At 69.4% G+C, this 13,486-nt stretch carries 12 protein-coding genes; 4 read left to right on the top strand and 8 right to left on the bottom strand.

Annotated elements, in window-relative coordinates; all coding sequences use genetic code 11:
- Positions 1 to 21: 21 nt before the first annotated feature.
- The gene (gene infC, locus ACU0DV_RS06950; protein ID WP_446241799.1) at positions 22 to 693 is read right to left on the bottom strand and encodes a translation initiation factor IF-3; all 672 of its coding nucleotides are present in this window, start codon (positions 691 to 693) and stop codon (positions 22 to 24) included.
- A 72-nt stretch (positions 694 to 765) separates the two neighbouring features.
- On the opposite strand from infC, the gene ACU0DV_RS06945 reads away from it, so the two are divergent.
- On the top strand, positions 766 to 2,400 hold the full coding sequence (locus tag ACU0DV_RS06945; RefSeq protein WP_446241800.1) for a hypothetical protein: 1,635 nt from the start codon (positions 766 to 768) through the stop codon (positions 2,398 to 2,400).
- 166 nt (positions 2,401 to 2,566) lie between these two features.
- Here the strand turns inward: ACU0DV_RS06945 and ACU0DV_RS06940 are convergent, their stop codons facing one another.
- From ACU0DV_RS06940 to cysG, 6 genes are all read right to left on the bottom strand, one after another.
- On the bottom strand, positions 2,567 to 3,421 hold the full coding sequence (locus ACU0DV_RS06940; RefSeq protein WP_283980246.1) for a ferredoxin--NADP reductase: 855 nt from the start codon (positions 3,419 to 3,421) through the stop codon (positions 2,567 to 2,569).
- Positions 3,422 to 3,548: 127 nt separating this feature from the next.
- Positions 3,549 to 3,914 (bottom strand): DUF934 domain-containing protein, encoded by a 366-nt coding sequence (locus ACU0DV_RS06935; protein WP_100930326.1) that lies wholly within the window; start codon positions 3,912 to 3,914, stop codon positions 3,549 to 3,551.
- A 102-nt stretch (positions 3,915 to 4,016) separates the two neighbouring features.
- On the bottom strand, positions 4,017 to 4,799 hold the full coding sequence (locus ACU0DV_RS06930; RefSeq protein WP_446241863.1) for a phosphoadenylyl-sulfate reductase: 783 nt from the start codon (positions 4,797 to 4,799) through the stop codon (positions 4,017 to 4,019).
- Positions 4,800 to 4,804: 5 nt separating this feature from the next.
- Positions 4,805 to 6,478 (bottom strand): nitrite/sulfite reductase, encoded by a 1,674-nt coding sequence (locus ACU0DV_RS06925; protein WP_283980244.1) that lies wholly within the window; start codon positions 6,476 to 6,478, stop codon positions 4,805 to 4,807.
- A 61-nt stretch (positions 6,479 to 6,539) separates the two neighbouring features.
- On the bottom strand, positions 6,540 to 6,839 hold the full coding sequence (locus ACU0DV_RS06920) for a DUF2849 domain-containing protein (protein WP_100930329.1): 300 nt from the start codon (positions 6,837 to 6,839) through the stop codon (positions 6,540 to 6,542).
- A complete protein-coding gene (cysG, locus tag ACU0DV_RS06915; RefSeq protein WP_370312491.1) occupies positions 6,839 to 8,251 on the bottom strand; it encodes a siroheme synthase CysG in 1,413 nt (470 codons plus the stop codon). Before cysG ends, ACU0DV_RS06920 begins: the two co-directional genes overlap by 1 nt.
- A gap of 141 nt (positions 8,252 to 8,392) precedes the next feature.
- Between cysG and ACU0DV_RS06910 the strand changes: the two genes are divergently transcribed.
- The gene (locus tag ACU0DV_RS06910) at positions 8,393 to 8,848 is read left to right on the top strand and encodes an Lrp/AsnC family transcriptional regulator (RefSeq protein ID WP_100930331.1); all 456 of its coding nucleotides are present in this window, start codon (positions 8,393 to 8,395) and stop codon (positions 8,846 to 8,848) included.
- A gap of 188 nt (positions 8,849 to 9,036) precedes the next feature.
- Here the strand turns inward: ACU0DV_RS06910 and ACU0DV_RS06905 are convergent, their stop codons facing one another.
- A complete protein-coding gene (locus ACU0DV_RS06905; protein ID WP_446241801.1) occupies positions 9,037 to 10,209 on the bottom strand; it encodes a cytochrome P450 in 1,173 nt (390 codons plus the stop codon).
- Positions 10,210 to 10,265: 56 nt separating this feature from the next.
- Here ACU0DV_RS06905 and ACU0DV_RS06900 point away from each other — a divergent pair, with 56 nt between their 5' ends.
- Both ACU0DV_RS06900 and ACU0DV_RS06895 read left to right on the top strand, forming a co-directional pair.
- Positions 10,266 to 12,017 (top strand): sensor histidine kinase, encoded by a 1,752-nt coding sequence (locus tag ACU0DV_RS06900; protein ID WP_446241802.1) that lies wholly within the window; start codon positions 10,266 to 10,268, stop codon positions 12,015 to 12,017.
- Positions 12,018 to 12,117: 100 nt separating this feature from the next.
- Positions 12,118 to 13,350 (top strand): sigma-54-dependent transcriptional regulator, encoded by a 1,233-nt coding sequence (locus ACU0DV_RS06895; protein ID WP_283980240.1) that lies wholly within the window; start codon positions 12,118 to 12,120, stop codon positions 13,348 to 13,350.
- The last annotated feature ends 136 nt before the right edge of the window (positions 13,351 to 13,486 follow it).

The raw sequence follows: 13,486 nt of genomic DNA, 5'->3' as shown, positions 1-13,486 counted from the left end.
TGAGCGTCTTTGCGGGGTCGCTTATTTCGCCGGAGCGGGGCCGATCATCATGACCATCTGGCGGCCTTCCATCTTCGGCATGTTCTCGACCTTGCCGATTTCCTTGACGTCCTCTGCCACGCGTTCCAGCAGTTCCCGACCAAGGTTCTGGTGAGCCATCTCGCGGCCACGGAAGCGCAGGGTGACCTTCACCTTGTCGCCTTTTTCCAGGAATTTCACGACGTTGCGCATCTTGACTTCGTAGTCGTGGATGTCGGTGCCGGGACGGAACTTGACCTCCTTGACCTCGATGATCTTCTGCTTCTTGCGCGCCTCGGATTCACGCTTCTGCTGTTCGTACTTGAACTTGCCGAAGTCCATGATCTTGCAGACGGGCGGCGTGGCGTTCGGGGAGATCTCGACAAGATCCAGTCCGGCGCGCTCTGCCATTTCCATGGCGCGCTGCGGCGTGACGACTCCGACGTTTTCGCCCTCCGCCCCGATGAGGCGGATTTCAGGGGCCCGGATGCGGTCGTTGATACGAGGTCCGGTGTCGCGCGTAGGGGGCGCATTGTGCGGTCGACGGGCTATTGGAATGCTCCTTTTGGATTTTCGCGTCAGGGCGGGAAGGTAAACCTGAGCGGGCAGCCTTTCAAGCGGCAAATAAGGGCCAAAGCGCGGTTTCCACACCGATTTCGCTTGCGGATGCTGCATCGCGGCGGCACTTCTGGGATGGGCGCCCAGCGGCGTCCGGCACGCGAGATGGATGAAGAGGGGGGCATTGCCATGGGAAAACAGGTCATTGCGGTCGTGGCCGCGATCGCCGCCGTCGGGGCTTACGTCTGGGCCACCGGACGGCCGGGAGACGAAGTGCAGGCAACAGCCGAGGCTGTCACCGAGAGCGCCGAAGCGGCGGCTGACACGGCGTCGCAGACGGCAGAGGCCGCGGGCGACGCGGTGGCGGAGGCCGCGGATGATGCGGCGGAGACCACCGAAGAGGTCGTGACGGAGGCCGAACAGGCCGCCGACGCCGCAGCCGGGGACGCCGCAGCGGCGGTCGAGGCCATGGGCACGGTGGCGGAAGAGGCCCTTGCAGCGGCCGAGGAAGCGGCCGGCGACGCGGTGATCGCGGCGCAGGACGCGGCAGACGAGGCCGGCGAGGCAGCGAAGGCCGTGGTCGGCGCGGCGGCCCTTGCGGCGGCCGGTGCCGCGGCGGCTGCGGCCAACGCGGCGGACGAAGCGGCGGAAGCTGCGGAGAGTGCCGCGGAAACCGCGGTCGAGGCAGCCCAGCAGGCCGCCGAGTCGGCAGCGGATGCCGCGACCGAAGGCGCCGAGGCAGCCGCCAGCGAGGCCATCGACGCCGCCGAAGTGGCAGCGGACGCGGCCCAGACGGCGGCAAGCTCGGCCGAGGCTGCGGCTGATGCGGCGGCAGAGGCTTCGGACGCGGCGCAGGACATGGCGGCCGAGGCCGGCACGGACGCCGCCGAAACGGCAGCGGAAGCGGCCGAGCAGGCTGCCCAGACCGCGCAGCAGGCGGCGGACGCGGCAGCGGATGCGGCGGCAGAGGTCGCCCAGGACAGCACCGAAGCCGCGGGCGAAGCGACCGATGCGGCGGTGGAGACCGCGCAGCAGGTGGCGGAAGAAGCGGAGACGGCGGCCGAGATCGCGGAATCCTCGGCGCAGGACGCACTGACCGCCGCCGACGATGCGGTGGAACTGACCGACGAGGCGCGCCAGACGGCGGACACCGCCGGTGCGGCAGCGGACGAGGCGACGGATGTCGCGGCCGAAGCCACCCAGCAGGCGGCAGCGGCGGCGGAGGAGACCTCCGAAGACGTGGCCGAGACCGCGACGGAAACCGCCGAGGCGGCTGCCGATGCGGCGACCGAGGCGGCAGAGGAAGCCAGCACCGCCGCCGACAACGCGATGGCCACCGCAGAGGCCGCGACCGAGGACGCGATGATCGCGGCAGAGGAAGCGGGCGAAGACGCAGCGGCGGTCACCGAAGAGACGGCGAGCGACGCGATGGCCGTGGTCAAGGACGCGACCGATGCCGCGGCGGATGCCGCAGCCGAAGCCGGTGCGGCCGCGACCGATGCGGCGGAAGCCGCGGGCGAGGCAGTGGCCGCCGCAACGGCGGCTGCCGAAGGCTCCGGCGGGTCCGTGGCCGAGGAGACCGCCGATGCGGCCTCCGGCACGGAGACCGGGACCGAAACCGAGGGCACCGGCGAGGCGACCATCGAGGAACTGCTGACGGTGGAAGGTTTCGACTACGACAAGGTCGTGGCCTACATCGAGACCGCCGAGGTGACCGGGCTGGCCAAGCGCACCGCGACCCGCGTCATCGAAGAAGCCAAGGACGCCGATCCGGAGGTCCTGGAACCGCTGCTGGAACGTGTTAGGGCGCTTCTGGGCCTCTGAGCCCGCTCAGGTCGGCAAAGACAGCCATGGCGCCGTGCGGGAGACCCCGCGCGGCGCCTTTCTTTTGCGGGTGCCGGCGATCGGACGCGGGTGCGGGGCCCGGGAACGCGAAACGCTGCGCAGGGGGCTGCGCGGCGTTGCTAGGTCAGGGAGAAAGGGGGGACCTTCAGTCGAGGAAGGCCTTTTCGACCACGTATTGCTTCGGGTCGGAGTTGGCGCCCTCTTCCAAGCCGTATTCTTCAAGCATGGCCTTCAGTTCGAGGTTGAAGGCGAGGTTGCCGCAGATCATCGCGCGGTCGGTTTCCGGGTTGATCGGCTCCACCCCGAGGTCGCGGAAGGCCTCGCCCGAGCGCATCAGGTCGGTGATCCGGCCCATCTTGGGCGACTCTTCGCGGGTCGTGGTCGGGTAGTACTTGATCTTCTTCCAGAAGCCCTCGCCGATGACCTCGTTGAGGAGTTCGTCGGTCTTCAGCCCCTCGATCAGCTCGGCGCCATAGTGCAGTTCGGCGGCTTCGCGGCAGGTGTGGGTGATGATGACCTCGTCGTAGTCCTCGTAGGTCTGCGGTTCGCGCAGGAGCGAGGCGAAGGGCGCAAAGCCGGTGCCGGTCGCGAAGAACCACAGCCGCTTGCCGGGCAGGAGCGCGTCATGCACCAGCGTGCCCACGGGCTTGGGCCGCAGGATGATCTCGTCGCCCGGCTTGATGTGCTGGAGCTTCGAGGTCAGCGGGCCGTCGGGCACCTTGATCGAGTAGAACTCCAACTCTTCGTCCCAGGACGGCGAGGCGATGGAATAGGCCCGCAGCAGCGGTTTTTCCTTACCGGACTTCGGGTCGGTCTGCATCAGGCCGATCATCACGAATTCGCCGGAGCGGAAGCGCAGGGAGGCCGGACGCGTGCAGCGGAAGGAGAACAACCGATCGGTCCAGTGCCGGACCTCCGTCACGGTCTGCGCGTCGGGAACGGCCTTCTTGGCGGGGGCGGTGGCGGCTGTTGCTTCGGTCACGGGTGTCATCTCGGTCATGGTGTTTCCTTCCGGTCTCGGTAAACCGGCCTCTCATATCTAGCTTTGATCTGGGTCAGGTGAAAGGCGATGTTGCCCCGCCTGCGACGACACGGCGGATGTCGGGGGACGATCCGCTGCGCGCGGTTCAGGCGCCGCGCAGCCGCGACTGGTAGTCGTGCGCGGTCCAGTCGGCGCGGAACAGCCACTGGTCCTCGGGCTGGCGGGCGGCGAGGGTGTCGTCGATCTCCACCTCGTCGAAGCCGCATCGGCGGGCCATGGCGTACTGGTCGGCCAGCACGTGGCCCTGCGCGCGGAGCCTGCCGGTGTAGCCCTTGAGGCGCAGGAGCCGCGCAAGGGAGAAGCCGCGGCCGTCGGCGCTGGAGGGGAAGGCGATGCGGATGGGCTGCGTGGTCGCCGCATCGAGCGTCGCCGGATCGGTGTCGGAGGCGAGGTCGAGGAAGTCGGTCTGGTCGTCGGCGTGGAAGCCGTCGTCGCGCACGATGATCGTCATCAGTCGGGTCCTTTGTCGGGGCGCGCGCGGGCGGTTGGGGGCCGCGGCGCATGTGTCTGGGCGGGCAGGGTGGCCTGGAAGCCCACCCTACGGGCTGTTGCGCTATCCGGCCCTGACGGCCTTGCCGTCGGCGCCGAAGTGGATGCCGCATTCGTCCTTGTTCTGACCGCGCCAGCGGCCCGCGCGCGGGTCCTCGCCGGGGGCGACCTTGGAGGTGCAGGGCGCGCAGCCGATGGACGGGTAGCCCTGCGCCACCAGCGGATGCCGGGGCAGGCGGTTCTCGTCCATGTAGGCGCGCACGTCCTCGCTGCTCCAGTGGGCGAGCGGGTTGACCTTGATCCGGCCGGTCGATTCCTCGAGTTCGAAGAAGTCGAGCGCGGCGCGGGTCGAGGACTGGTAGCGCTTGCGCCCGGTGATCCAGCCGTCGAAGCCGTCGAGCGCCTGTTCCAGCGGCAGCGTCTTGCGCAGGGCGCAGCAGCGGTCCGGGTCGGAGAGGTTGAGCGCGGTGTAGGGGTCCTGTTTCGCGATCTCGGTCTCGTCCGTGCGCAGCACGCGGACGTCCTGCAGGTGCAGCCGCTCGGCCACCTCCTGCTGGTAGGCCAGCGTTTCCGCGAACAGGAGCCGGGTGTCGATGAACAGCACCGGCGTCTTGCGGTTGACCATCGCCACGAGGTGCAGGAGCGCCACGCTTTCGGCCCCGAAGGAGGAGACCATGGCGATCTTCCCGGCCTCCGGGTCCCGCAGCGCGCCTTCGAGCACCGAGGTCGCCGAATGGTGGCGATAGCGCGCGTTCAGCGTGGCGACGCGGGCGCGTTTCTCCGCGAGGTCGTCGCGCGCGGCCGCATCGGTGCCTCCGGCGGGGGTATTTTCACCAAGGAGAAGCATGTGTCTCATGCGGCTTTCGACCGTTTCGCTGTCTGTTCGCCGTAGAGCGCCGTCTTGAACGGCGCCATGCCGAGGCGGCGGTAGGCGGCGAGGAAGGTTTCGTCCCTGTCCTCGCGGTGTTCGAGATAGGCGCCGACAAGGCGTTCAATGGCCGGGACGATCTCTTCGGCGGAGAAGCCGGGGCCGGTGCGTTCGCCGAGCGCCAGGGTCTCCGTGTGATCGCCGCCAAGGGTGATCTGATAGTTCTCCACTCCGGCGCGGTCCAGCCCGAGAATGCCGATGTGACCTACGTGGTGGTGACCGCAGGCGTTGATGCAGCCGGAGATCTTGATCTTCAGCTCGCCGATCTCGTGCTCCAGCTTCAGCTCGTCGAAGCGGGTCGCGATCTGCTGGGCGATGGGGATCGAGCGGGCGGTGGCCAGCGCGCAGTAGTCCATGCCGGGGCAGGCGATGATGTCGGAGACCAGCCCGATGTTCGCCGTGGCAAGGCCGTGCGCCTTCAACCGCGCGTGGATCGCGGGCAGGTCGGCCTTGTGGACATGCGGCAGGACGACGTTCTGCTCGTGCGAGATGCGCAGCTCGTCATGGCCGAAGTCGCGGGCGATGTCGGCCATCACGCGCATCTGTTCCGCCGTGGCGTCGCCGGGGGTCTCGCCATGCGCCTTCAGGCTGATCTGCGCGATGGCATAGCCTTCGGCGCGGTGCGGATGCAGGTTGGTGTCGGCCCAGGCGCGGAAGACCGGGTCCTTCGCGTAGTGGTCGTCGAAGGCCGAAACCGGGCGTTTCGCGAACGAAGGCGCGGCAAACTGGGCCTTTATCGTCTCGAAAAGGGCCTGGTCGACGCCGGTGAAGGTCGGGCGGATGAGGGCATAGACCTCCTCCACCCGCGCGCGGATGTCGTCGATTCCGTGTTCGTGCACGGTGATCTTGATGCGCGACTTGTACTTGTTGTCGCGGCGGCCCAGCAGGTTCCAGACGGAGACAATGGCCTCCAGATAGGGCAGAAGATCGGCCATGGGCACGTGTTCCGCGATGGTCTTGCCGATCATCGGGGTGCGGCCCATGCCGCCGCCCACCACGACCTCTGCGCCCGCGACGCCGTCCTTTTCGTGCAGCCGAAGCCCGATATCGTGCGCCTTGATCACGGCGCGGTCGTTCGCGCTGCCGGTCACGGCGATCTTGAACTTGCGCGGCATGGCCTGGAATTCCGGGTGGTCGGTGGACCACTGGCGGATCAGCTCGGCCACCGGGCGCGGGTCCATCACCTCGTCGGCAGCGGCGCCGGCGAAGTGGTCCGCGGTCACGTTGCGGATGGTGTTGCCCGAGGTCTGGATGGCGTGCATCTGCACCTCGGCCAGCGCGTCGAGCATGTCGGGAATGTCGCGCAGTTCCGGCCAGTTGTACTGGATGTTCTGGCGCGTGGTGAAGTGGCCGTAGCCCTTGTCATACTGCTCGGCCAGGTCGGCGAGGCGGTCCATCTGCCGGCTGGAGAGCGTGCCGTAGGGGATCGCCACCCGCAGCATGTAGGCGTGCAGTTGCAGGTAGAGGCCGTTCATCAGGCGGAACGGCTTGAACTCGTCCTCGGTCAGCGAGCCGTCGATGCGGCGCTCGACCTGCTGGCGGAACTGGCGGTTGCGCTCGGTGACGAAGGCGTGGTCGAAATCGGAATAGCTGTACATCGTGTCGTCCTTTCGGGGCTGCGGATTTCCGTGGAAAACCGGGCCCTTGTAGAAATCGGCGTCAGAGGTCGGCCTGCTTGCCGTGCGCGTAGTTGGAGGGTCCGGTGCGGCGGAACTCCTCGCGGAAGTGGGTGGGCTCCGGGCCGTCTTCGCCCTCGGCCACGTCGGCGAGGTAGACGCCGACGATCTCGGACTGGCGGACGGACGCCTCCACCAGCCGGAGCTGGGCGTGTGCTTCGTCGGTCAGGACCTCCGCCTCGGAGAGGCGCGGCGACCAGTCGTCGTTGGCGGTGAGGTAGACCACCTCGCCCGAGAGCAGCGCATTGGCGGTGACGACCTTGGGGGTGAATTCGCGGGGCATCAGGAGACCTCCTGCTGGCGGGATGGGACGGCCGTCAGGCCGGAAGACTGAAGGGTGGGCAGGGCGTCGCGCGGGGCGAGCCCGTAGAGGATCAGGGCGGGGCCGTCGGGACAGTCGTCCAGATCGGCGGAGAGCGTGGCGAGAGCCGAGGCGATCACCGCCTGGTCCCCGCGCGAGGCATTGGCGACCACGGTCACCGGCGTGTCGGCGGCGGCGCCGTGCATCAGCAGGCGGCCCTGCAGGAAGCGGGCGGCGCGCTTGCCCATGTAGATCGCGGCGACCTGGTCGGGGGCGGCCAGCGTGCGCCAGTCGTGGTCGGCAAAGCCTTCGGTGTCATGCGCGGTCATCAGCCGGACGGAGGCGTTGCGGCCGCGCTTTGTCAGGCTCTGGCCGATGGCGGCGACGGCGGCGGAGGCCGCGGTGATGCCCGGCACGATCTCGTAGCCGATGCCATGCGCGGCCAGCGTGTCGATTTCCTCGTCGAGGCGGGCGAAGAGGGTGGGATCGCCGCCCTTCAGCCGCACGATCTGCGCGCCGGTCGCGGCGTGTTCCACGAGCAGGGCGTTGATCGTTTCCTGCGGGGTCGAGGGGCCGAAGCCGGTCTTGCCGACCTCGATCATCGTGGCCTCGCGGCGGGCGAGTTCGAGGATGGGCTGCGGGGCGAGCCGGTCGTAGAGCACCACGTCGGCCTCGTCGAGCAGGCGGCGCGCCTTCAGCGTCAGGAGGTCCGGGTCGCCGGGACCGGAGCCCACGAAGGAGACGAAGCCCGCGCGGGCCGGACGGTCGAGATGCGCGTCGAGGAGGTCGTTCAGGGCCTCCTGGGTCGCGTCCTCGCCCTGCGCGTAGGCGCGGGGGCCCGCGGCGAAGAACCAGTCGCGCCAGAAGTCGCGGCGCGCGCGGCCGTGGGGGAGCGCCTCTGCCATCTTGCGGAAACCGCTGGCGATGCGCGCGAGCGGGCCGGTGGCGGTGGGGAGGTGTTCCTCCAGATGGGCCTTGATGGCGCGGGCGAGCACGGGGGCGGTGCCTTCGGTCCCGATGGCGACGGTCACGGGGTCGCGGTCGACGATCGCGGGGGTGATGAAAGCGCTATCGTCAAGGTTGTCGACGATGTTAACAAGGACGCCAGCGGCGCGCGCGAGGGTTGCGGTGCGGGCGTCGGTTTCGGCGTCTTCGTCGGCGGCATAGGCGAGGGCGGCACCGTCGAGGTCGCCGTCGCTGAGCGGGCGGCGGTGCAGGGTGAGGCGGCCTTCGGCGGCCCAACCCTCGATCTCGGGCGCGGGGAGGGAGGAGAAGACATGCAGCGCGGCCTCGGTCTTCATCAGCAGGCGCAGCTTGGCAAGTGCGGCGTCGCCGCCGCCGGAGAGGACGACGCGCGTGTCGCGCAGCGCGAGGAAGATCGGGAAGTGACGCATGACGGACCTCTTTTGACTCCGTCTCAATATAGGAAATTATCCTGCGGCGGGGCTATGCCCTTGTCTGAATAAGGAAGTTTGTTCTACCTTCTGAGACTGAAAGGAGCCGTGTTTCGGATTTCGCGGCAAAAAGGGAAAACGATGAAGATCGACGATACAGACCGGAAAATCCTTGTGCAGTTGCAGCGTGACGCGAGCCAGTCGCTGGACGAGATTGCCAAGGCGGTGGGGTCCTCGAAGACCCCGGTCTGGAACCGGATTCGCAAGATGAAGGAGGCCGGGGTGATCGGCGCGCAGACCGTGCTGCTGGATGCCGATGCGCTGGGGTTCGAGGCGTGTTTCTTCGTGCTGATCCGCACGTCGGAGCACGAGGCGGAGTGGCAGCGGCGGTTCCTCAAGGCCCTGCAGGAGCGCCCGGAGGTGCAGGAGGCGCACCGCCTGGCGGGCGACATCGACTACATCCTGAAGGTGAGGGTGAAGAACGCGCGGGCCTATGACGCCTTCTACCAGGCGTTGATCTCGGAGGTGAAGGTGCACAACGTAACGGCGCTTTTGTCGATGGAGGAGATCAAGGCGACGGTGGCGCTGCCCCTGTAGGCGTGACCCGATTGTGTGCTGCGCACGCAGGTTCAGCGCGCTGCGCGCGCCTGGCGGTTCCTGCGCGCTGCGCGCGCTTGGCAGTCCTTGCGCGCTCCGCGCGCGGGTGCCTTCGGCGGAGTATTTTCAAAGCGGAGAAACATGGGGTCGGTCCCATGGCCCGGCGTGTCGTGGGCGGTGGCGGGGGGCTACCAGGCGGCGCGGAGCGCCTCCAGCCCGTGAAAATGGTAGAGGTTGGCGTAGCGCGGCGGTTCCGCGAGGCGGAGGCCGGGCAGGCGCTGCATGAGGATCGGCAGGGCGATCGACATTTCCAGCCGGGCGAGCGGGGCGCCGACGCAGAAGTGCAGCCCGCCGCCGAAGCCGGTGTGGGTTGCAGGCGCGCGTGTCGGATCGAAGGTCGCAGGGGCGGGCCACGTCGCCGGGTCGCGGTTCGCCGCCGCGAGCAGCAGCGCCACGCTGTCGCCGCGCCGGAAGGTATGGCCGAAGACCTCGACCTCTTCGTAGGCCATCCGGGTGAACATGTGCAGCGGCGGGTCGAAGCGGAGGATTTCCTCGACAGTGCGGTCGGCGGTCTCCGGCGCGATCGGGACGTTCTGTTCGAGGAGGGCCTTGATGCCGTTGCCGAGGCTGTGGACCGTCGCCTCGTGGCCCGCGTTCAGGAGCAGGATCACCGTGGCGGTCAGTTCCCCGGTCGAGAGGCGGCTGCCTTCGGCCTCCGCCTCAACCAGCCGTGTCAGCAGGTCGTCCTCGGGGTGCCTGCGGCGGTGGGCCACGAGGTCGGCGAGGAAAGCCTGGAAGTCGGAGGCGGCGCGGGCGGCGGCGTCCTCCACCGCGCGGTCGCGGCGGGCCTGGTACATGGCGACCATGGCGTTCGACCAGTCGAGAAGCTGCGGCGCGTGCGATTCGGGCACGCCCAGAAGGCGGCAGATGACGATCACCGGCAGGGGCTGGCAGAAGGCCGGCAGGAGGTCGGCGCCGCCTGCGGGCAGGGCGTCGATCAGTTCGTGGGTGAGGGAGGCTATGTCGTCGCGCATCGCCGCGATCCGGCCGGAGGTGAAGGCACGCAGCACCAGCCCGCGCAGGCGGGTGTGGCGGGGCGGCTCGAGCTCCAGCATGGAGTGCGCCTCGATCGCGTAGAAGGGGGCGAGGTGTTCGGGGATCGGCGGCGCGAGATCGGCGGGGACCTCGCGTCCGAACCGGCGGTCCTTCAGCAGCGCCTGCACAGCGCGGTGCGAGACGGCGCAGGGCATGCCGTAGTCCTCCCACCATGCAAGGTCGCCGCCGTTGCGCAGGCGGTCGTAGAACGGGTAGGGGTTCTGGACGAAGTCGGGGTCGGTGGGGGATTGTGAGAGGCGCAGCATGCGCGGACAATCGTCCGGCGCGGCACGCTTGGCAAGAGGCGGCTGAAGGGGAACGGATGACGAGGCGGCATCACCGGATCTGGACGGTTCTGGCCTTCCTTGCGGGGGTGACCGGGCTGTCCTACGGCGTGTGGTCCTATGCCTACGGGCAGGCGCTGGAGCAGGTGCGTGCGCGCGGCGAGGCGGACCTTGCGCTGGCGGCGGACCGGCTGGTGACGGGGCTCTTGCGCTACAGGGCGGCGGCGGTGCTGCTGGCCGATCACCCGGTGCTGGAGGCCCTGCACGACGAAGGCGTGAGCGGTGGCGCGGCGGCGCGGCGGGCCATGGTCTTCCTGCAGCGCAGCGCCGACCGGACGGGCGCGGCGCTGGCCTTCTACGCCGACGCGGAGGGGCGGGTTCTGGCCGCGACGCAGGGCGATGTGCCCCGCGATTTTGCCCGGGCAGACTGGTTCCGCCGCGCGCTGGACGGGGCGCTGGGGGCGGGCGCGCGGGTGGCGCGGGACGAATCGCAGCGGCTTTTCGTGCATGCGGCGCCGTCGTTCGGGGCGGACGGACGGGTGCAGGGTGTGCTGGTCATGGTGGTCGACCTCGAAGGGATCGAGGGCGAATGGCGGGGATCGCGGCCTTCCGTCTTCTTTACCGACAGTGCGGGCGACATCCTGGTGACCAACCGTTCGGAACTGCTGTTCTGGCAACTGGCGCCGGAGGCGGTGATCCGTCCGGACGGCGGCGTGGCGGAGGTCACGCGGCGCTTTGTCGGAGGGTACGAGATCTGGCGCCAGGCGCTGTCGCCCTACGTGCCGGAACGCGGGCTGCACCTGGTCCAGCCCTTGCCGGTGGTGGGGCTGACGGGCGAGGCGCTGGTCGACGTGGGCCCGGCGCGCAGGCTTGCAGCCTTGCAGGTGGCGGTGGTGGCGATCCTCTGCCTTGGCTTCGGGGCGGTGCTGTTCCTGCTGGCGGAGCGGCGGCGCGTGCTGACGGAGGCCAACACCGCGCTGGAGGTCCGGGTGCGGGCGCGCACGCTGGAACTGGAGGAGGCCAACACCGCCCTGCGTCACGAGGTGCGCGAGCGGCAGGAGGCGGAGGCGGCTTTGCGGCGGGCGCAGGCGGACCTCGTTCAGGCGGGGAAGCTGTCGGCGCTGGGGCAGATGTCGGCCGGGATCAGCCACGAACTGAACCAGCCGCTGATGGCGATCCGGCAGTTTGCGGAGAATGGCGGCGCGTTCCTCGACAAGGGGCAACCGGAGCGGGCGGCGGAGAACCTGTCGCGGATCGCCGCGCTGGCGGGGCGGGCGGCGCGGATCATCCGCAACCTGCGCGCCTTTGCCCGCAACGAGAGCGAGCCGATGGGCCGTGTCGACCTCTGCGCGGTGATCGACGAGGCGGTGGAGCTGACCGAGACACGGCTGGAGGCGGAAGGCGTCGAGGTGGCCTGGGACCGTCCGGGCGGGGCGCTTTATGCCATCGGCGGCGAGGTGCGGCTGGGGCAGGTCTTCGTCAACCTGATCAACAACGCCGCCGACGCCATGGCCGGGCAGGCGGTGAAGCGGATCGCGATCCGGGTGGAGGCGGGCGAGCGGCTGGTGGTCCGGGTGCGCGACACCGGGCCGGGCATCGCCGATCCGGAGAAGGTGTTCGAGCCGTTCTACTCCACCAAGGAGGTGGGCGGCGGCATGGGGCTTGGCCTGTCGATTTCCTACGGTCTGGTGCAGAGCTTCGGCGGCAATATCCGCGGCCGGAACATCGCCGGGGGCGGGGCGGAGTTCGAGGTGGAACTGGACCGCTGGCAGGCAGAGGCGGCGGCGTGACGGGGTCCGGCGCTCCTGCGCCTGCGGCGCATGTCGCCCCGCCCGCCGTCCCGCGAGGGCGGGCTCGGGCCGTGGGCCGGGCGATGAGACGGGGGACGGCATGATCTGCAAGGTGCTTCTGGTCGACGACGATCTGGCCGTGCGCGAGGCGCTGGGGCAGACGCTGGAGCTGAACGATTTCGAACCGGTGACGGCAGGGTCCTTCGTGGAGGCCAAGGACCTGATCGGGCCGTCCTTTGCGGGCGTGGTCGTGTCGGACATCCGGATGCCGGGGCGCGACGGGTTCCACCTGCTGGATTACGCGCAGGGCCGCGATCCGGAGCTGCCGGTGATCCTGCTGACCGGCGAGGGCGACATTCCCATGGCGGTCAGGGCGATGTCGCAGGGCGCCTTCGGGTTCCTCGAGAAGCCCTGCAGCCCGGCGGAACTGGCGGGATTGGTGCGACGGGCGCTGAAGACGCGGGAGATGGTGCTCGACAACCGGCGGATGAAGGCGCAGCTCGAGGCCGGGGATCCCGCTGCACGGATGATCTTTGGCCTGTCGGAGCCCGTGACGCGACTGCGGGAACAGGTGCGCACCGCGGCGCGCGCCGGGACGGAGGCGCTGGTGCGCGGGGCGCCGGGGTCGGGCATCTCGAAGGTGGCGGAGGTGGTGCACCTGAGCTCTGTCCAGTCGAAGGGGCCGTTCGTGAAGCGCGCGGCCGCGGGGCTCGACCGCGCCGGGTTCGAGGCGGCCTGGGAGGCGGCGCAGGGCGGCGCGCTGTTCCTAGACGAGATCGGGGTGCTGCCCGAGGACACCCAGCTTGCGCTGACCGATGCGCTGGAGCGGGGCGGGGCGCGGCTGATCGCGGGCACCACGCAGGACCTGAAGCATATGGTGGCGGAGGGGCGGCTGTCGGCCGACCTGTATTACCGGCTGGACGTGGCGCAGGTGCGCATCCCGTCGCTTGCGGAGCGCCCCGAGGACATTCCGGTGCTGTTCCGGCATTACGTGGCGCAGGCCGCCGAGCAGGCGGGCATCCAGCCGCCCGAGATCACGCCGGAGCACGAGGCGGGCCTGATGGCGCAGGACTGGCCGGGCAACGCGCGGTCGCTGATGTCGGCGGCCATGCGGTTCGTGCTGGGGATGCCGGAGGAACTGTCGAAGACCAGCGAGATGGGGCTGGCGGAGCAGATGGCGCAGGTCGAGCGGTCGCTTCTGGTGGCGGCCCTCGGGCGGCACAACGGCGTGGCGGCGGAGGCCGCGAAGGCGCTGAAGCTGCCGCGCAAGACGATGTACGACAAGCTGGCGAAATACGGGCTGAAACCGGAGGCCTTCCGGCGGGAGGGGTGACGGGCCTTGGTTGGCTTTCAGGTATTTTTGCCAAGATGAAGGGTGGGGGCGTGCGCCGTCCCTTGCGTGGCGTTTGGGGGACCGAGGTTTCCGGGTGCGGTTCGAATCGGGGGAAGCGGGCGCGAATCGGGGGCGG

It is taken from the genome of Sagittula sp., from assembly GCF_052825245.1.
This window is presented reverse-complemented; position numbering and strand designations above follow the sequence as displayed.

Excerpts from the sequence above, each read along its gene's own strand:
- infC (WP_446241799.1), bottom strand. The coding sequence starts at position 693 with ATGCAGCATCCGCAAGCGAAATCGGTGTGGAAACCGCGCTTTGGCCCT.
- ACU0DV_RS06945 (WP_446241800.1), top strand. The coding sequence starts at position 766 with ATGGGAAAACAGGTCATTGCGGTCGTGGCCGCGATCGCCGCCGTCGGG.
- ACU0DV_RS06940 (WP_283980246.1), bottom strand. The coding sequence starts at position 3,421 with ATGACCGAGATGACACCCGTGACCGAAGCAACAGCCGCCACCGCCCCC.
- ACU0DV_RS06935 (WP_100930326.1), bottom strand. The coding sequence starts at position 3,914 with ATGACGATCATCGTGCGCGACGACGGCTTCCACGCCGACGACCAGACC.
- ACU0DV_RS06930 (WP_446241863.1), bottom strand. The coding sequence starts at position 4,799 with ATGCTTCTCCTTGGTGAAAATACCCCCGCCGGAGGCACCGATGCGGCC.
- ACU0DV_RS06925 (WP_283980244.1), bottom strand. The coding sequence starts at position 6,478 with ATGTACAGCTATTCCGATTTCGACCACGCCTTCGTCACCGAGCGCAAC.
- ACU0DV_RS06920 (WP_100930329.1), bottom strand. The coding sequence starts at position 6,839 with ATGCCCCGCGAATTCACCCCCAAGGTCGTCACCGCCAATGCGCTGCTC.
- cysG (WP_370312491.1), bottom strand. The coding sequence starts at position 8,251 with ATGCGTCACTTCCCGATCTTCCTCGCGCTGCGCGACACGCGCGTCGTC.
- ACU0DV_RS06910 (WP_100930331.1), top strand. The coding sequence starts at position 8,393 with ATGAAGATCGACGATACAGACCGGAAAATCCTTGTGCAGTTGCAGCGT.
- ACU0DV_RS06905 (WP_446241801.1), bottom strand. The coding sequence starts at position 10,209 with ATGCTGCGCCTCTCACAATCCCCCACCGACCCCGACTTCGTCCAGAAC.
- ACU0DV_RS06900 (WP_446241802.1), top strand. The coding sequence starts at position 10,266 with ATGACGAGGCGGCATCACCGGATCTGGACGGTTCTGGCCTTCCTTGCG.
- ACU0DV_RS06895 (WP_283980240.1), top strand. The coding sequence starts at position 12,118 with ATGATCTGCAAGGTGCTTCTGGTCGACGACGATCTGGCCGTGCGCGAG.